At 48.5% G+C, this 17653-nt stretch carries 15 protein-coding genes and 1 other RNA gene; 10 read left to right on the top strand and 6 right to left on the bottom strand.

Going from position 1 to position 17653, the window contains the following annotated elements:
- Window positions 1-137: 137 nt before the first annotated feature.
- Together sucD and sucC are read right to left on the bottom strand one after the other, a co-directional pair.
- Window positions 138-1007 carry a succinate--CoA ligase subunit alpha gene (sucD, locus tag Q7V32_RS02495; RefSeq protein ID WP_304895414.1) on the bottom strand — a complete coding sequence of 290 codons (870 nt, stop codon included), beginning with the start codon at window positions 1005-1007 and terminating at the stop codon, window positions 138-140.
- Entirely contained in the window at window positions 1004-2170 is a 1167-nt protein-coding gene (sucC, locus tag Q7V32_RS02490) for an ADP-forming succinate--CoA ligase subunit beta (protein ID WP_304895413.1), read from the bottom strand. Before sucC ends, sucD begins: the two co-directional genes overlap by 4 nt.
- A 376-nt stretch (window positions 2171-2546) precedes the next feature.
- Here sucC and Q7V32_RS02485 point away from each other — a divergent pair, with 376 nt between their 5' ends.
- Together Q7V32_RS02485 and Q7V32_RS02480 are read left to right on the top strand one after the other, a co-directional pair.
- Complete coding sequence (locus tag Q7V32_RS02485) at window positions 2547-4175, top strand: PAS domain-containing sensor histidine kinase (protein WP_304895412.1); 1629 nt, start codon at window positions 2547-2549, stop codon at window positions 4173-4175.
- Window positions 4172-5509, top strand: coding sequence for a sigma-54 dependent transcriptional regulator (locus tag Q7V32_RS02480; protein WP_304895411.1), 1338 nt, complete (start codon window positions 4172-4174; stop codon window positions 5507-5509). Before Q7V32_RS02485 ends, Q7V32_RS02480 begins: the two co-directional genes overlap by 4 nt.
- A 98-nt stretch (window positions 5510-5607) precedes the next feature.
- Here Q7V32_RS02480 and Q7V32_RS02475 read toward each other — a convergent pair whose 3' ends face one another.
- On the bottom strand, window positions 5608-6186 hold the full coding sequence (locus Q7V32_RS02475) for a hypothetical protein (protein WP_304895410.1): 579 nt from the start codon (window positions 6184-6186) through the stop codon (window positions 5608-5610).
- 546 nt (window positions 6187-6732) lie between these two features.
- On the opposite strand from Q7V32_RS02475, the gene Q7V32_RS02470 reads away from it, so the two are divergent.
- The 3 genes from Q7V32_RS02470 to Q7V32_RS02460 are packed head-to-tail and all read left to right on the top strand — an operon-like array spanning window position 6733 to window position 7594.
- Complete coding sequence (locus Q7V32_RS02470) at window positions 6733-7038, top strand: hypothetical protein (RefSeq protein ID WP_304895409.1); 306 nt, start codon at window positions 6733-6735, stop codon at window positions 7036-7038.
- A gap of 41 nt (window positions 7039-7079) precedes the next feature.
- The gene (locus Q7V32_RS02465) at window positions 7080-7313 is read left to right on the top strand and encodes an addiction module protein (protein WP_304895408.1); all 234 of its coding nucleotides are present in this window, start codon (window positions 7080-7082) and stop codon (window positions 7311-7313) included.
- Entirely contained in the window at window positions 7298-7594 is a 297-nt protein-coding gene (locus Q7V32_RS02460; protein ID WP_304895407.1) for a type II toxin-antitoxin system RelE/ParE family toxin, read from the top strand. The genes Q7V32_RS02465 and Q7V32_RS02460 overlap by 16 nt, the downstream gene beginning before the upstream one ends.
- Window positions 7595-7727: 133 nt before the next feature.
- Here the strand turns inward: Q7V32_RS02460 and ubiH are convergent, their stop codons facing one another.
- The 3 genes from ubiH to Q7V32_RS02445 form a co-directional block, all read right to left on the bottom strand.
- The gene (ubiH, locus tag Q7V32_RS02455) at window positions 7728-8939 is read right to left on the bottom strand and encodes a 2-octaprenyl-6-methoxyphenyl hydroxylase (RefSeq protein ID WP_304895406.1); all 1212 of its coding nucleotides are present in this window, start codon (window positions 8937-8939) and stop codon (window positions 7728-7730) included.
- Entirely contained in the window at window positions 8939-10249 is a 1311-nt protein-coding gene (gene pepP, locus Q7V32_RS02450; RefSeq protein ID WP_304895405.1) for a Xaa-Pro aminopeptidase, read from the bottom strand. The genes ubiH and pepP overlap by 1 nt, the downstream gene beginning before the upstream one ends.
- Window positions 10250-10379: 130 nt before the next feature.
- A complete protein-coding gene (locus tag Q7V32_RS02445) occupies window positions 10380-10931 on the bottom strand; it encodes a UPF0149 family protein (protein ID WP_304895404.1) in 552 nt (183 codons plus the stop codon).
- A 181-nt stretch (window positions 10932-11112) separates the two neighbouring features.
- Between Q7V32_RS02445 and Q7V32_RS02440 the strand changes: the two genes are divergently transcribed.
- The 5 genes from Q7V32_RS02440 (at window position 11113) to nifJ (ending at window position 17651) form a co-directional block, all read left to right on the top strand.
- Complete coding sequence (locus Q7V32_RS02440; protein WP_304895403.1) at window positions 11113-11340, top strand: TIGR02449 family protein; 228 nt, start codon at window positions 11113-11115, stop codon at window positions 11338-11340.
- Window positions 11337-11645, top strand: a complete 309-nt coding sequence (locus tag Q7V32_RS02435) for a cell division protein ZapA (protein ID WP_304895402.1) — start codon at window positions 11337-11339, stop codon at window positions 11643-11645. The genes Q7V32_RS02440 and Q7V32_RS02435 overlap by 4 nt, the downstream gene beginning before the upstream one ends.
- Window positions 11646-11657: 12 nt before the next feature.
- Window positions 11658-11836, top strand: a non-coding RNA gene (ssrS, locus tag Q7V32_RS02430) — 6S RNA.
- 592 nt (window positions 11837-12428) lie between these two features.
- Complete coding sequence (locus Q7V32_RS02425; protein WP_304895401.1) at window positions 12429-14066, top strand: NAD(P)-binding protein; 1638 nt, start codon at window positions 12429-12431, stop codon at window positions 14064-14066.
- A gap of 3 nt (window positions 14067-14069) precedes the next feature.
- Entirely contained in the window at window positions 14070-17651 is a 3582-nt protein-coding gene (nifJ, locus tag Q7V32_RS02420; RefSeq protein ID WP_304895400.1) for a pyruvate:ferredoxin (flavodoxin) oxidoreductase, read from the top strand.
- Window positions 17652-17653 lie beyond the last annotated feature (2 nt).

Genomic DNA, 17653 nt, shown 5'->3' with positions numbered 1-17653 from the left:
CTCTCGTAGGAGCAATCCCTGGATCGCGATTGACGCCTTGGAAATCTGCAACACAATTAGTCCGCCTGAAGCAGAACCGGGAAATTAACCAGGCCCGACTTCCGCTTCACTGCATCCTGACTACAACGTTATCGTTTTTAACCCAACGCTTTTTTCATTGCCACACCAATATCGGTTGGCGAACTGACCACGTCGACACCGGCTGCTTTCATCGCAGCAATTTTACCGGCCGCCGTGCCTTTGCCGCCGGTTACGATAGCTCCGGCATGTCCCATGCGTTTGCCGGGAGGTGCAGTTTGCCCGGCAATATAGCCGACAACAGGTTTGGTGACATGAGCTTTGATATATTCGGCCGCATCTTCCTCTTCGCTACCGCCGATTTCACCGACCATGACAATACCGTGCGTTGCATCATCGGCCTGAAAACGGCTGATCACGTCAATAAAATTCATCCCATGAATAGGATCACCACCTATGCCAACACAGGTGCTTTGTCCTAACCCTTCGCGCGTAGTTTGATGAACCGCCTCGTAAGTCAACGTGCCGGAACGTGAAACTATCCCGACTTTACCGGGCTGATGAATGAATCCCGGCATAATGCCGATTTTGCATTCGCCGGGTGTGATGACGCCGGGACAATTGGGCCCGATCAAAACAGTGTCGGTTCCGGCCATAGCCGCTTTGACGCGTAACATATGCAGCACCGGTATGCCTTCGGTGATACAAACAATGACTTTTATCCCTGCATCAAACGCTTCAAGAATAGCGTCGGCCGCATAAAATGGCGGCACATAAATTACGCTCGCCTCCGCACCGGTGATTTGCACCGCCTGTTCAACAGTGTCGAAAACCGGCAAACCCAGGTGAGTGTCGCCGCCACGGCCCGGCGTTACACCGCCAACCAGTTGAGTCCCGTAATCCAGCGTCTGCTGTGAGTGGAAAGTACCTTGTTTACCGGTAAATCCCTGGCAGATAACTTTTGTTGCTTTATTGATCAATATGCTCATACACCCTCCGCCAAAGCGACAATTTGTTCTGCAGCAACGGCAAGATCTTCGGCTGCGATTAGATTAAGTCCTGATTCACTGAGTATTTTTCTTCCTGCCGGAGCATTGGTCCCTTCCAGCCTGACGACAACCGGCACGTTAACACCCACTTCTTTAACCGCCGCCAAAATACCTTCAGCGATAATGTCGCATTTGACAATGCCGCCAAAAATGTTCACTAAAACCGCTTTGACATTTTTGTCCGATAAAATAAGTTTGAAGGCTTCGGCTACCCGCTCAGTGCTGGCACCACCGCCCACATCCAAAAAGTTGGCCGGTTTCCCGCCTTTCAATTTGACCAGATCCATGGTGGCCATGGCCAATCCTGCACCGTTCACCATACAGCCGATAGTGCCGTCCAGAGTGATGTAATTGAGTCCATGCTGTTGGGCCTTATGTTCTTTCTCATCTTCCTGCCCTGCGTCTCGCATCGCTGTAATATCGGCATGAGCGGCCAGGGCATTGTCGTCAAAATTGATTTTGGCATCCAGTGCCAGCAGGTCGCCGGTATCGGTTGTCACCAGAGGATTGATTTCAATTTGGTTGGCGTCTTTTTCCAGTAACAGCGTGTACATGCCGGACATTATTTTTTCGAGCTTCTTGAGTTGATCGCCTTTAAAACCGAACGCAAAAGCCACATTGCGGCATTGATAAGGCTGAAGACCTGCGGCCGGACTGACTTCAAAGGTCACAATTTGATCCGGTGATGTTTCCGCCACTTCTTCTATATCCATTCCGCCGGCGGAAGATGCAATAAAAATGACCCGTTCGCTGCCTCTGTCGACCAGACAACTGAGGTAAAACTCTTTGTCAATTTGACTGGTTTTTTCAACGAATACCATTTCAACCGGCAATCCTTCCGGCCCTGTCTGTTTAGTCACTAAGTGAGTGCCCAGAATTTTACGGCTGAACTCGGCTATATCTTCATAGCTTTTGGCAATCGTGACACCGCCCGCTTTTCCCCTTCCTCCGGCATGAACCTGCGCCTTGACAGCCCAGGCACTCCCTCCCAGTTCCCGTGCGACTTGCTCGGCATGTCCAGGTGATTCGGCCGGCAATCCATCAGGAACGGCAATACCGTAAAGCTTGAACAATTGTTTGGCTTGATATTCATGAATATTCATCGTTTATTTCCTGGTTGGGTAAAACTTTGGATAGCCCGAAGTCTCTCTTTCTAAAACAACGGTGCTATGATTAAACAATTGCGTGTCAGCAGTGGCTGGCATTTTTAAAGATGCAACAGCAGGCAATAACAATAAGTCATTGATAGGATTAATCAATAATCTCAGCTTACCCAGTAAAGATTTCACTATTTGAGCGCCAGGATCAAACAAGGCCGCTTCATGTTTAGGGACGTTAGAGGATGCATGTTCTGATTGTTGGCGATCAGTACAGAATTGTCATGCTTGTCATTTGTTATGCCTGCATCTGTCTTCTTTGCGAAAAAGATGAACGTTATTTTAACCAAGTCGCGGCAAAACGCCATGTTTTATAAAGTTTATGTCTGAAAATACGCAAGAAAATATTTATCCCTGCCCCTTTTCCAAAAACTACGGCATTCCCAGCCAGCAGGCCTGGCTACTGTTAAAAGTTTATCTCGTCTATCGCTTTATTCTAGGCGGTGTCTTCATTATGCTCTTTTACAGCCGGGTTGGACCTTCAATCCTCGGCTCTCATGACCAATTACTGTTTGTCTACAGCAGTCTCTGTTATCTGTTTATCACCTTTGGTTCCGGCGTCTGCGTTTTTCGAAGACTCACGGCGTATACCGTTCAGGCACAAATCTTAATTTTCACTGACATTGTGCTGTTAACCCTGATCATGCATGCCTGCGGAGGCATCAGCAGCGGTGTGGGCGTTCTGCTAGCGGTCTCGATTGCATCGGGAGGACTGTTGATCGGCGGACGTTGCGCGATGCTTTTCGCCGCCATAGCCAGTCTTGCCGTGCTGGCAGAACAGGTCTATTCAGTCCAAACCCATTTTACCGAGACCAGTTCCTATACTTATGCGGGGATGTTGGGCGCTTCATTTTTTACCATTGCCTTACTGTCCTATATCCTGGCTCAAAGAACCGAAAAAACGGTTCAACTTGCCCATGAGCAGCAACTGACGATTCACACCCTTGAAGAACTCAACCGATACATCATCCAGCATTTACAGTCAGGCATCATCATCATGGACACCAACCGGCAAATCCAGATGAGCAATGGCGCCGCCTTAAAGCTGACGCATCACCCGAAAATGCCTCACCATCTGGATAATCTTTCCGAAGCACTCAAACAGGCTTACGAGCACTGGCTAGACGATCCTGAACAAGACTTCGCCCTGATTATGATCGACAACCAAAGTGAAATTCAGATCCGTTTGATGACGCTGCCAACCCAACATGAAACTTTCCATATGATCATCTTGGAAGACATTGCCTTATATAATCAGCGGCTTCAACAAAGCAAGCTGGCTTCGCTGGGTCAACTGACCGCCAGTATCGCGCACGAAATCCGTAACCCTCTAGGCGCTATTAGCCATGCCGGACAATTGCTGTCGGAAAATCCCGATTTACCTCCGGTCGACAAACGACTGACCGAAATCATTCAACAGCACAGCCAACGGGTAAACCGGATCATAGAAGATATACTTCAGTTATCGAGAAGAAATGCCTCACTCCGCAAAAAAATCGAGCTGTCCAAATGGCTTAACGATTATCTTGCAAACTTTGTTTTGGAGCAGGGTATCAAGAAAGATGCCTTTCATATTGCCATTGAAACTACACCGGCCAATGCATTGATCGATCCGGGACATTTAAAACAAATTTTGGATAATCTGTGTCTCAATGCCCTAAAATACGGACGTCCTGAACGGGGCAAGATAACCTTAAAAATAGGCTCTTATCATGACCTGTTGCAGATAGACGTCATTGATGAGGGAGCCGGTATTTCGCCAGGGGACAAGATGCATTTATTTGAACCTTTCTTCACGACCTCGCCTGATGGCACGGGCCTTGGGCTCTATATATCGCGAGAACTGGCCGAACTCAATCAGGCCAATTTAAGTTACCGGCAAACGGAAAGCGGAAAATCCTGCTTTCGTCTGAGTCTTCTCAATGCAGAGCACACACATATCGAGATATGAAAAAACCACTTGCCCTTGTTGTTGATGATGAACCGGATATCCGCGAACTGCTCAGTATCACCCTTAACCGAATGGGTATCGACACGATATGCAGTGAAACTATCAGTTCAGCCATACAATCATTAAAAGAAAACACGCTGGATCTGTGCCTGACCGATATGAAGCTCCCGGATGGCAATGGTTTGGCACTGGTTGAATATTTGCAAAACTCGGAAAAACCCATACCCATTGCAGTGATTACCGCTCACGGCAGCATGGATACTGCGATTAAAGCGATGAAAGCCGGTGCATTCGACTTTATCTGTAAACCGGTGGATTTATCCGTACTCCGGCAAATCGTCACCAAAGCGTTGCGGTTAAGCCCTGAAACCAACACCAAAGACAGACGGACCCGCGAAATCCTGATTGGTGAATCTCCAGTTATGCGGGCAGTAAGAACCAAAATCGATAAACTGGCGCGCAGTCAGGCTCCGGTCTATATCAGCGGCGAATCGGGCTCAGGCAAAGAATTGGTCGCCAGGCTCATTCATAAACAGAGCCCGCGCAGCGATAAGCCTTTCATTGCCGTCAATTGCGGAGCCATTCCCCCCGAACTGATGGAAAGTGAATTCTTCGGTCATAAAAAAGGCAGTTTCAGCGGCGCCGTTGCCGACAAAATGGGCTTATTTCAGGCAGCCGAGGGTGGGACGCTGTTTTTAGACGAAGTGGCCGATTTACCGCCCGCATTACAAGTCAAACTGTTACGCGCCATACAGGAAAAGAAAGTGCGTCCGGTAGGCGAACAGCAGGAAATTGCGGTCGACATCCGGTTGTTGAGCGCGACCCACCGCGATCTCGCAGTCATGGTACAAGAAGGTTTATTTCGGCAAGACCTGTATTACCGCATCAATGTCATTGACCTGAATGTTCCACCGCTTAGAGTGCGTTCCGGAGACATCGAGCAATTGACGCGTTTTATTCTGACTGCGTTGACTAAAAACAGCGACCTGAAACCTCGCATTTCAGATGCCGCCATCGCAGCCCTAACGCATTACTCCTTTCCTGGCAATGTGCGCGAACTGGAGAATATTCTTGAAAGAGCCATTGCTTTAAGCGACGGCAAACTGATTGATGAGGATGATCTTAACCTGCCTATAGAAGCGCATGTGTTACCGGATTATCCCGAATTCGATCCGGCGGAAACGTCTCTTGAAAACTATCTGGAAAATATCGAACGCAAGGCCATTACCATGGCCCTAACCGCGAACCGCTGGAACAAGACTGCAGCCGCCAAACAATTGGGATTATCCTTTCGTTCTTTCCGCTACCGCTTGAAAAAGCTGGGCATGGAATAATCCAGATCAAGCGGGCTCGTGGCTATAAGGATTCACCTTATTGAGAAGCACCCAATACACCGATGAATCCTCATAAAACAGCGCTGGGTTTTTAAAAATCAAACCCGGTATTGTTCCAATTTAGCGAATTTAGTGAAGGCGGTTTTTATCTTTTTATTGGCTTTTTCATCCAACTCATCATTCTTATAAACTTTTGGTAAAAGACCTTCTTTAACCAAAGCATCTTTCATCCAGCGTTTTGCAAAACGGTAGTTGTTGGGCAAAGCGTTAACCTCACCGGTTTCAGGATTTCGCACTTCAGACGGAGCTTTTGCTGCCGCAGGTTTTTTAGCCGCAGCAGCCGGTTTTTTGATCCCAGCTGTTGGTTTGGCTTCGACCGCTGGCGCTGGTTCCGGAGTTGGCGCTGCCGGCTCTTTTATTAAATCAGTTTCTTCTGCAACAGCAACGCTTTCAGTTTTTGCCGCTTCCGGCACCTTGGCTTCGCTGACTTGTGCCGCTGGCTGAATTTCTGCTGCAACAGAAGAGGGTGCTGCGCTCTTTTCAGCAAACAATTGAGATACTTTGGATTTGATTGATCCAGCAGCACCCGATTTACTATCCGACGATTTTTCGCCGACAACCAAATAAACAACATACGCTACATATATTGTAGTGAGTATAAATAAGACCTCGGTCATAGTTCCCCCGTGAATTTAATTATTATTATTTTTTAAATTTATTCAGAAGCTCTTTGATCTGATCACCAAGAACTTCATAAATTACATAACCGACAAAAACGGTTGTCAGCAAATAGATTCCGGTCGCCATCGTTCGCCCCTGATTAGAGTTATCGTTAAATTACTGTAAGAGCAATACCATTTCCGGGGCATCTAAGCCGCGCTTATGAAACCGGTTGATTAATCTTACAAACACCGCGGAATATACCAGAAGCCCAACAAGACGGAAAATTTAAATGCTCAATCGAAGAGGCTCGAACTAGAAAAGGGCTGTTAAAACTTTTCAAAATAGTCGAAATGATTGAAATTATCGGGTAAAGAGGCGCCGCAAGAGATAACACTTCGAGGTGAAACCGCCGAAGTTATCGGCAGGCAAATAAGGCGAGCGATGGATTTTGTTGCTCTTCGCATTTATCTCACTGAAGAGATACCGATCTGTTTAAGGGGCGTAAAAGTTCAATCAAATGGTTGATAAATCGGGTTTTGAAGCTCATTGTTGACAGCAAGATGAAAAGAAAAGTATGGTTTGCAAGACCTGGATCATTACTTGCCAGCGTAGATCTGGTTCCGGGCTATTCGGGGATTGTTTTTCGGTTAATATTAGGTGCAGAACTAATGAGCAAGAGATACACTCAGGAGCAAAAAGAGTATATGGCGGAAATGGCTATCGAAATCGTTAAGAAGCTAAATGGCGACTATCCGTCCTTTAAAAACTATGTTTGGGCTGCGCAACATATTTTGAACGGTGGCACACCAAATAATCAAGTTGACGAGCTAGTCATGGAAAAACTTAAATTGTCGGGTAGCTTATAAGCTTCGCTTTTGATTTTTAACGAAAGGGTACAGTGTCCATAATGAACAACATCTCTATTACCGATATTCTTGAGCTTCCGGTACAGGAGCGCATTCGGCTGGTTGAGCTTATCTGGGACAGCGTTGCAGCAGTACCTGAAGCTGTCGAAGTTTCACCAGAGCTTAAAGCCGAACTGGAACTACGCATGATTGAGTTCGAGAAAAATCCAGAGGCTGGTTATTCCTGGGATCAGGTAAAGTCACGCCTAAAAGATGGCTCATGGCGTACCGCCTGAAGTTTTCTTCACGAGCCTTACGTGAAACGGGCGAAGCCCAAGAATGGTACGAGTCACAGAGCTCAGGACTCGGTGAAGAATTTATTGCCGCAATAGAACTGCAGCTAAAACGGCTGGAGCAATCACCATTACTATATGCTGAGATAATACCAGGTGTTCGCCGCGCACTCATCCCACGATTTCCATTCGGTTTGTTTTTTGTCGTGCGTAGTAATTTAGTCCATGTGTTGGCGGTCGTGCATGATGCAAGAAATCCGAATCGTTGGCCTAAAAGCAGTTAACCCGTAAGGCGGATTCGCAGAGGCAATCCGCCATTGCTTTAAAGCGTGTTGGCGTTTTGCTATCGCGATAACGCCCTACAGTTCTACAAAACTACAATCCGAGATATGAGCAAATTTCCGGGTCATGCCAGGTTCAACGATTTTTGCCCAGCCGGGGCAATTGGCTTGCCAGACCCATTGCATGTCGGGTCAACAAGCTTTTTCCCGAGGGGGCAATGTCCAGCAAAGCCAAGCCCAGATTTCTGACCAGCGCTAATGGCGCCCACTGGTTTGAAAAAACGCTGACCAGTGTATGGGTAAAACCGATCACTTTTGATAAATCCTGCTGCCGGGTATCAGCATATTGTTTGAGTACGTCCGGATCACCGATATCTCCGTTTATCTCAATTTGATGCAACAGCGTGTCAGCCAGTTGAACCACATCTCTCAGACCCAGGTTAAAGCCCTGTCCAGCGACAGGATGCAATTGATGAACCGCATTGCCGATGATGACTGCTCGCCCGGAAACCATCGCTTCAGCACGGATCAGACTTAATGGAAATGCCCGCCTCGGTGCAGATAAACTTAATTCACCCAGCCGATAACCGAAACAATCGTGTAAGCGCTCGATAAATTCTGGTTCACTGCAGTCTTTAAGATATTCCGCTTCTTCGTGTTTGCGCGTCCAGACGAGGGCACAAGTTTGACCTTCCATCGGCAATAAAGCCAAAGGACCCGAAGACGTGAAGCGTTCGAAGGCGATATTTTGATGCGGCAAACTGCAGCTTATCGTGGCAACCAGTGCGGTCTGGCCATATTCAGTGATGTCTTGATCGATATCCAGCAACTTGCGTACCGAAGAGTTGCCGCCATCTGCACCGACCAGTAACAAAGCCGTCAACGCATGCGATTCGTTGCCGGCTTTGACACTGACGCCGATGTCGAACTCAGTACTCATCAATCCGGCAACGCGTGCCGGGCAGATCAAGGTAATACCGGCCTCATCGACCAGCTTGGCCACATGGGTTTCTATGTCTCTGGCTCGTATCACATAGCCCAGCGCCGCTACATTTTCTTTTTGAGCGGCCAGACGTGTTTTTCCGAAATGCCCCTGATCCGACACATGAATATTAACGATGGGCGTGGCCATTTCACGGATGCCGTGCCAAATGCCCAAGTCCTCCAAAAGCTCGACCGTTCCGCTCGCCAGCGCCAACGCTCGGTCACCGGCGGGAGATTCTTGAAGCTGTTTGAGGGTTTGCGCTTCGACAATCGCGATATTCAAGCCGGAGTCTTTCAATGCCAAAGCCAGACAATTACCAGCCAATCCGCCTCCGGCAATCAATACATCGTAATCGCTTCTCATCAGGCAGCCTGCATCAGCGCTTCTATCGCTTCAACGGACTTGGGCACCAGACTGGTTAAAATTTCGTGGCCGTCTTCAGTAACCAAAACATCGTCTTCTATACGGATGCCGATTCCTCGCCACTGCTCATCTACCGTCGCGCAGTCGCTGGGAATGTACAACCCCGGTTCAATGGTCAAGACCATGCCCGGTTCCAATAATCGCCATTCATCGTTAATTTTATAGTCGCCGACATCGTGCACATCCATACCTAACCAATGGCCGATCCGGTGCATGTAAAAAGCTTTGTAGGCTTCATCTTTAATCAACTTGGCGGTGCGGCCTTTTAGCAGGCCCAGTTTAACCAGTCCTTTGGTCAAAACCGAAACTGAAGCCTCATGAGCTATATTCCACGGAGTACCCGGCTTGATTTCGGCAATGGCCGCATACTGAGCATCCAAAACCAACTGATACAACTGTTTTTGCGGCTCATTAAATTGCCCTGACACCGGGAATGTACGGGTGATGTCGGCGGCATAATGGTCGCACTCGGCACCGGCATCGATCAGCAACAAGTCTCCGGCTTTAAGCGAGTCTGCATTTTCCGTGTAATGCAAGGTACAGGCATTCTTGCCTGCGGCGACTATCGAAGGGTAGGCCACCGCTCTTAAACCGTTGTTCATAAAATGATGAACGATTTCAGCTTCCACTTGATATTCGAATAATCCGGGACGGCTGAATTGCATGGCCTTGACATGAGCCTGCGCTGAAATTTCCGCCGCTTTTCGCATAAGCTTAAGCTCGGCCGGGCTTTTTATAAGCCGCATTTCATGAACAATATGCTCCAGCGACACCAATTCCATGGGCGCACTGATGCCTGACCGTGTTTGACCTCGCAAATGATTGATCCAGTCCATCAAGCTATGGTCAAGGTCGCTGTCGCGTCCCATCGGATAAAAAACCTTGCCTTTGTTTTCCAGTAATCCGGGCAAAATGTCATCGATGTCATCAATCGGAAAAGCATCATCGGCCTGATAATCTTTGGTAGCGCCCATCAATCCGGCATGCGCGCCTTCCCACAAGGCTTTCTTTTCATCAAACTCCCTGCAGAACAGGATGTACTCGCCTTGAGGTCTTCCGGGAATAAACACCGCCAGAGCTTCAGGCTCATTAAACCCCGTCAAATAATAAAAATCACTGTCCTGTCTAAATGGATAACTGACATCACGATTACGTGTCTGTTCGGATGCGCTGCCTATCAGCCCGATATTTCCCTGACCGATTCGCTTCATCAACTGCTTGCGGCGTTTTTTAAATTCAACTTGTTTCATTTAGTTAATTGTCATGAGGGGGTTAATGACTGTACCTGTAATAATCCGGTAGTTTTTGCTGAATAAAGTCAGGCCAAAGGGCTTAGGCTTCGAGCAGGCAATCAACAGAATATCAAGACTCCGGCTTACTTCAATGGGGAGCGCTTTCCGCGCGACTGAGAAATTCTTCGCGTATCATGTAAACCGAGGCACGAAGATACTCATTGATCTCTATGAAAGCCGCCCTGTCCTCTTCATCTTTTGCATCCTGATCGTCTTTAACTGCATCACCACTGATGCTTTGACCGGCTTCGATTTTGGTAATTTCAACAATATCCTTCAGAATTTCACTGATTTCTCCAGGCCATGCGCCTGATCCTCCGGAATAACCGACGCCAAACAAAAAGCCCTGACACCAATCGCGCAGTGCCTCGACCTGTTCTTCAAGATCATCAATGTCTTCCGGCAACAACAAGTCAAAACGGTAGTCATCGCTGGTTATGGCGGCGCGGGTCTTTTCAAAAAATTTGCTGAAAGCCGAAGAATCGCTGTCTGCATCCTCATCAAACAATTCGGTTAACCAATTGGCCGCATCTGCGCGCTCATCGACACATAACATTCCGGTTGCCAGGCCATGGGCCTCGGCCACCGAACAATTAGTGCCGGCAGTGACAAAAAGAGATTCAAAAACGTGATAATCCATAAGTAATGACGGGAAGTAGGGCTAAACAAAAATGCGCTTGATTTTCTTACGAATGATACTTGAAAAGTCATATTTTTGTTACCATAGACTTCCTTTGATCGGCTTGAGTGCCGAATTAGTCTCGTGTTGTAATTGAGACGGGATATTACTTTTTTCCAAGCTTTTACAGACAATCACTGCCATGACACATCCTGAAAATGATCAGTCCCTTGAATTGAAAGATCTGGAAGACAAGCTGGATCAACTCATAGAGCAATACAATTCATTAAAAAACGAAAATAACTCGCTCAAAATCAAACAAGAAGAACTGGTTCGTCAAAAAGCCAAATTACTCGAAAAAACCAGCCTGGCCAGAACCCGGGTCGAAGCTATGATATCCCGGTTAAAAGCAATGGAGCACGGCGCATGAACAAAAATGTATCAGCAATTACCATCAACATACTGAGCAAAGAATATAAAATTGCCTGCGCGCCTGACGAACAAACCGGTCTGCTTGAGTCAGCACGCCAGCTCGACAATCAGATGCGCAAAATCAGAGACTCCGGCAAAGTGGTCGGCACGGATAGAATAGCGGTGATGGCCGCCCTTAATCTGGCACATGAATTACACATTGCAGAAACCCGCAACCGGGAACTTGAGAGAAACCTCACAGAAACCCTGATCAAATTGAGCGGAAAAATAGAAAACGTTTTGGAAAATTCAGAAACGCGCTAGAATAGCTGCACGTATCTCCTACAGCGTTCGAGGATGTGCTGGGTGTTTCCTGAACCTATATTTACCCCGGGAGCTGATTTCTACATTGGTGTGCATACCCGTTTATTCGGGGAGCCTGATAAGTAGATTGAGTTCCCACTTGAACCGTCGGTTCAAGGACGATAGCGTGTTACGGCGCAGGTGGGAGATACTGCTTTATCGACTACAAAAATAGACAGGCATCTTGATCTGTCAAATTACCAATACCCCTCTGATTTTCATTGGATAACCAGGCAAAGGCTTTGCCTAAAGTCCATTTGTTTTAGCCGAAAAGTAAATTCATTACGTACGCGCAAATCAAGCCGTGACCCAATTAAGTAACCTCATAAAATATGTTACTTACATTCCCATTTCGTATGAATTAAACTCTCTTATTAATTTATGGTATTTCCGCTCTTCAGTTGCTCTTAATGCGTTCCTCTGATTACTGGAATTACAATAATTGCCGGAATTATCGTATCTGTTCACCCCTTTCGATTTAATGGGGGTGTAGGTGATTGATTGAAAAGGCTTCTGCAACAGGGATGTTGCAGAGAGCTTCATGGACGAATTCACGCGTCCTTTGAAATCAATGACCTACATCCAAAATTCAAAGCGGGTGAGTAGTTACGAATTATCAAGCATTACATGCCCTCCGGCAATGAAGACCGGGTTTAGCTTTGATTAGCCCTGTCCGCAACCAACTATTTCATGGAAACTTTTCCTAAAGCTGATTTCTCCAAATCAAACAATTGAGCTGACCTAATGAGCAAGAATCCTTCTGATGTCACGCGTCCGGCTAATCTTCAAAGTCACGAACTGGGTACGGGTGCAATTCGCAGTCAACGACCTGTTTACAAAGACTTTTTACCTCCTTGCAACAATGCCTGCCCGGCGGGTGAGAACATTCAAGCTTGGCTGGCTTTAGTCCAAGCCGGTCACTTCAAGCAGGCTTGGCAGGTCATCATGCAGGACAACCCTCTGCCTTCCGTGCATGGCCGTGTCTGCTATCACCCTTGCGAAACCAGCTGCAACCGCTCGCATTATGATAGCGCCGTCAGTATTCATGCGGTTGAACGCTTTCTCGGCGATATGGCGGTTGCCGAAGGCTGGAACATTGAATCCGACGCCGCGCCCAGCGGCAAACGTGTGTTGATTATCGGCGCCGGACCCAGTGGTTTATCAGCCGCCTATCATTTGGCCAGAAAAGGACATAAAGCGGTCATTTACGAAGCGGGGCCTGTCGCAGGCGGCATGATGCGATTTGGAATTCCTACTTACCGTTTACCGCGTAAAGAACTAGACCAGGAAATTGCCCGCATAGAATCTTTAGGCGTCGAAATCATCCTGAATCGCAAAGTTAACAATCTGTTAGCCGATAAAAAGGAAGGTCATTTCGACGCGGTATTCGTCGCTGTCGGTGCACATTTGAGCAAACGCGTCGACATACCGGCCAGAGAAGCCTCAAAAATGCTGGATGCCGTAACTTTTTTACGTGAGGTTGCGGCAGGTAACGCCCCAAAAATTGGCCGGAAAGTGGCTATTTACGGCGGCGGCAATACCGCGATGGATGCCGCCCGAACCGCCAAACGGCTTGGCGCAGAAGAGGCCTTGATTATCTACCGCAGGGACCGCGAACATATGCCCGCGCATGACTTCGAAGCGGATGAAGCGCTGGAAGAAGGTGTCAAAATCAACTGGCTGCGGACGATCAAGGAAATGGACGGAACGTCATTGACCGTAGAGGTCATGACCATTGACAAGAGTGGCCGCCCGCAACCGACAGGGCAATACGAGACATTGGAAGCGGATTCGCTGATTCTGGCCGTCGGCCAGGAAACGGACACAGGATTTTTACAAGCCGTGCCCGAAATCGATTATAAAGATGACGGCACCGTTATCGTGGACTCGACCATGCAAACCGGGTCCAGCGGCATCTTTGCCGGAGGCGACATGGTGCCCAGCGAACGGACTGTTACGGTCGCCGTCGGCCACGGCAAAAAGGCAGCCCGGCACATTGATGCCTGGCTGAGCAACAGCCGCTATACCCAGCAGCCAAAACATGACCTGGTCAGCCATGAGAACCTCCACACCTGGTATTCGACGGACGCCGACCAAAAAACCCAGGGCATGCTGAACTCCGAGCAACGCGCCGGAAGCTTCACTGAAATTGTCTCGGGACTTGCGGCTGCCGATGCCACTTTTGAAGCGCAGCGCTGTTATTCTTGCGGCAATTGCTTTGAATGTGACGGCTGCTATGGTTCCTGTCCGGAAACTGCCGTGGTTAAGTTAGGCCCTGGAAATCGTTACCGCTTTGATTATGAAAAATGTACCGGGTGTGCCGTCTGTTTCGAACAATGCCCGTGCCATGCCATAGAAATGCAATCTGAACAGGGAGCTTAAGCAATGACTGAACAACAACTTGTTACTGTCGACGGCAATGAAGCAGTTGCGTATGTGGCTTATAGAACCAATGAAGTCTGCGCAATTTATCCTATCACGCCGTCCTCGACCATGGCCGAATGGGCTGATCAGTGGGCCAGCGAAGGCAAAACCAATATCTGGGGCAACATTCCTCTTATTGCCGAAATGCAGAGCGAAGGCGGTGCCGCAGGAGCCGTTCACGGGGCACTGCAAACAGGCGCATTGACGACGACTTACACCGCATCGCAAGGCTTATTGCTGATGATCCCGAACATGTATAAGATCGCCGGGGAACTGACCTCGACGGTTTTTCATGTTGCCGCCCGCTCATTGGCCGCTCAGGGATTGTCGATTTTTGGTGACCATTCGGATGTCATGGCTGTCCGTGATACCGGCTTTGCCCAATTAGGTTCCAGTTCGGTTCAGGAAGCCCACGACATGGCCCTGATTGCCCAGGCTGCGACGCTGGAAGCACGGATTCCCTTCATTCATTTTTTTGATGGTTTTCGTACTTCTCACGAAGTTAACAAAATCGCATTGTTGGACGACCAGCAAATTCGCACCATGATAGACCCGATAAAAGTCAGGGAACACAGAGCCAGAGGCTTGAATCCGGATAACCCGTTTATCAGGGGTACAGCGCAAAACCCGGATGTCTATTTTCAGGCGCGTGAAACAGTCAATCCTTTTTATCAGCAAACACCGGCCATCGTCCAAAAGACCATGGACAAATTCGCCGAGTTAACCGGCCGCCATTATCAGTTGTTTGAATATACAGGCGCAGAGGATGCCGAACGCATTATCGTGATCATGGGTTCAGCCGCCGAAACGGTCAAACAAACCGTCAAGGCTTTGGTTGCTCTCGGCGAAAAAGTGGGCGTGATCCATGTGCGCCTCTATCTGCCTTTTGACGAAAAAGCGTTTTTAGCGGTTGTACCCGGCACCACCCTTAAAATTGCCGTGCTGGACCGTTGTAAAACCCCCGGATCCACCGGTGAACCTTTGCTTCATGATGTCATTAACACCTTGACGGAAGCTTTCACTACCGATGAATTAGCTAACCTGCCCCGGACCATCGGAGGCCGTTATGGCTTGTCTTCTAAAGAATTCACCCCGGCCATGGTGAAAGGTATTTTTGACGAGCTTAGTAAAGACAAGCCCAAGCACCGCTTTACGATAGGCATCAACGACGATGTCGGCCATACCAGTCTGGACTATGACCCCGGCTTTAATATTGATCCGGATAATGTCATCTCGGCATTATTTTATGGTTTGGGAGCCGATGGTACGGTTGGCGCCAATAAGAACACCATCAAAATCATTGGTGATATCCCTGATTTTTTCGCTCAAGGTTATTTTGTCTATGATTCAAAGAAATCAGGCTCTCAAACAGTGTCGCATTTGCGTTTCGGCCCTGACCCGATACACGCACCCTATCTTGTCCAATCGGCACAATTCATCGGCTGTCATCAATTCAATTTTCTGTTCAAAACCGACATACTCGCAAAGGCGGCAGAGGGCTCGGTCTTTCTTTTGAATTGCCCCTTCCCTGCTGAAGAAGTGTGGAATCATTTGCCCCGCTATGTGCAAGACAAGATTATCGGCAAAAACCTGTCCTTCTATGTCATCGACGCCACCACCGTAGCACGCGAAAGCGGCATGGGCAGCCGTGTCAACACCATACTGCAAACCTGTTTTTTTGCTCTTTCCGGGGTATTGCCGCGAGCGGAGGCGATCGCCAAAATTAAGGAAGCGATTAAAAAAACCTACAGCAGAAAAGGCGAAGAAATTGTTTTAAAGAACTACGCCGCCGTCGATCAGACACTGGCGCATTTATATCAGGTCACTGTTCCTGAAACAGCGACAAGCACGCTGGCAATGCCGCCAATTATTCCGATCGAGGCACCGGAATTTGTGCAAAATGTTACCGCAAAAATGATTGCCGGTTTAGGTGATGATCTGGCCGTCAGCGAAATGCCGATAGACGGCACTTACCCATCGGGCACAACGGCCTGGGAAAAACGCAATGTTTCCGATTTTGTCCCTGAATGGAAACCGGATCTTTGCATACAATGCGGCAACTGTAGTTTTGTTTGTCCGCATTCCGTCATCCGAGCCAAGTTTTATCATCAAAGCGCGCTGGATTCTGCTCCGGCAAGTTTCAAATCGGCGCCAATCAGTGCGCGCGGCTTCCCCGAAACCCGCTACACCTTACAAATTTATCTGGAAGATTGCACCGGCTGTAATTTATGCGTCAGCGTTTGCCCGGCCTTAAGCCTTAAGGAAAGCGGCGTTAAAGCGATCAACATGAAAGATAAAGAACCGCTCATGGTGTCTGAGAAAGAAAACATCCGCTTTTTTGAAACCTTACCGGTCAACGACAGAGCCCGAGTCGATTTTTCTTCCATACGCGGTGCTCAATTCCTGGAACCCTTGTTTGAATTCTCGGGTGCCTGTGCCGGCTGCGGCGAAACCCCTTATGTCAAACTCATCTCGCAATTGTTTGGCGACCGTTTGATCGTAGCCAATGCGACCGGCTGTTCTTCAATCTACGGGGGAAATTTACCGACCACGCCCTGGACGAAAAATCATGAAGGCAGAGGCCCTGCCTGGTCAAATTCATTATTCGAAGATAACGCTGAATTCGGCTTCGGATTTCGGCTGACCGCAGATAAACACCATGATCTTGCGGTTCAACTCACCCGCCAGTTTGAAGCGGAATTGGGATCAGGATTTATCCGCGACATCACCAACGCCAGACAGAAAACAGAATCTGAAATTCGCATACAACGCGAACGCGTCGCTGAATTAAAAGCCGTGCTATTGCATCTGGACACAGAGCCTGCTCGTGATCTTTTGTCGGTAGCCGATCATCTGGTCCGCCGCAGCATCTGGATTGTGGGAGGCGACGGCTGGGCTTACGACATCGGTTCGGCGGGACTCGACCATATTCTGGCCAGCGGTCGGGATGTCAATGTATTGGTTATGGATACTGAAGTTTATTCAAACACCGGGGGCCAAATGTCCAAATCCACGCCCTTGGGCGCAGTCGCAAAATTTGCCGCTGCCGGAAAGACCGTTGCCAAAAAGGATATCGCACTGCAGGGCATCTCCTATGGCAATGTCTATGTTGCCCGTATCGCGATGGGCGCGAATCCGCAACAAACGCTACTGGCCATGCGTGAAGCGGAAGCTTATCCGGGGCCTTCGTTGATTCTGGCCTACAGCCACTGCATTGCACATGGCATTAACATGCAAAACGGCTTGAAACAACAAGCACTGGCTACGGCTACCGGTTATTGGCCATTAGTCCGTTACAACCCGGCACTCCGGCAGGCGGATAAAAACCCATTTGTCCTGGATTCGCCCAGACCTCGCAGAGCTTTTAAAGATTACGCTTACAACGAATTACGCTACAAAATGCTGCAACGCACCAATCCGGATGATGCGGATAGGATGCTAGAACTGGCCCAACAGCTGGTTAACCAGAAATGGGATATTTACGAACAAATGGCGACCCGCAAGGGTAGCCAGTTTCATCCCGACGCCACCTTTTCCGAGTAGAG

Origin of the sequence: Methylicorpusculum sp., assembly GCF_030651835.1 — a bacterium.
Classification (GTDB): Bacteria; Pseudomonadota; Gammaproteobacteria; order Methylococcales; family Methylomonadaceae; genus Methylicorpusculum.
This window is presented reverse-complemented; position numbering and strand designations above follow the sequence as displayed.

What these genes read in the sequence shown, in the direction of transcription:
- sucD (WP_304895414.1), bottom strand. Translation starts at nt 1,007, where the DNA reads ATGAGCATATTGATCAATAAAGCAACAAAAGTTATCTGCCAGGGATTT.
- sucC (WP_304895413.1), bottom strand. Translation starts at nt 2,170, where the DNA reads ATGAATATTCATGAATATCAAGCCAAACAATTGTTCAAGCTTTACGGT.
- Q7V32_RS02485 (WP_304895412.1), top strand. Translation starts at nt 2,547, where the DNA reads ATGTCTGAAAATACGCAAGAAAATATTTATCCCTGCCCCTTTTCCAAA.
- Q7V32_RS02480 (WP_304895411.1), top strand. Translation starts at nt 4,172, where the DNA reads ATGAAAAAACCACTTGCCCTTGTTGTTGATGATGAACCGGATATCCGC.
- Q7V32_RS02475 (WP_304895410.1), bottom strand. Translation starts at nt 6,186, where the DNA reads ATGACCGAGGTCTTATTTATACTCACTACAATATATGTAGCGTATGTT.
- Q7V32_RS02470 (WP_304895409.1), top strand. Translation starts at nt 6,733, where the DNA reads ATGAAAAGAAAAGTATGGTTTGCAAGACCTGGATCATTACTTGCCAGC.
- Q7V32_RS02465 (WP_304895408.1), top strand. Translation starts at nt 7,080, where the DNA reads ATGAACAACATCTCTATTACCGATATTCTTGAGCTTCCGGTACAGGAG.
- Q7V32_RS02460 (WP_304895407.1), top strand. Translation starts at nt 7,298, where the DNA reads ATGGCGTACCGCCTGAAGTTTTCTTCACGAGCCTTACGTGAAACGGGC.
- ubiH (WP_304895406.1), bottom strand. Translation starts at nt 8,939, where the DNA reads ATGAGAAGCGATTACGATGTATTGATTGCCGGAGGCGGATTGGCTGGT.
- pepP (WP_304895405.1), bottom strand. Translation starts at nt 10,249, where the DNA reads ATGAAACAAGTTGAATTTAAAAAACGCCGCAAGCAGTTGATGAAGCGA.
- Q7V32_RS02445 (WP_304895404.1), bottom strand. Translation starts at nt 10,931, where the DNA reads ATGGATTATCACGTTTTTGAATCTCTTTTTGTCACTGCCGGCACTAAT.
- Q7V32_RS02440 (WP_304895403.1), top strand. Translation starts at nt 11,113, where the DNA reads ATGACACATCCTGAAAATGATCAGTCCCTTGAATTGAAAGATCTGGAA.
- Q7V32_RS02435 (WP_304895402.1), top strand. Translation starts at nt 11,337, where the DNA reads ATGAACAAAAATGTATCAGCAATTACCATCAACATACTGAGCAAAGAA.
- Q7V32_RS02425 (WP_304895401.1), top strand. Translation starts at nt 12,429, where the DNA reads ATGAGCAAGAATCCTTCTGATGTCACGCGTCCGGCTAATCTTCAAAGT.
- nifJ (WP_304895400.1), top strand. Translation starts at nt 14,070, where the DNA reads ATGACTGAACAACAACTTGTTACTGTCGACGGCAATGAAGCAGTTGCG.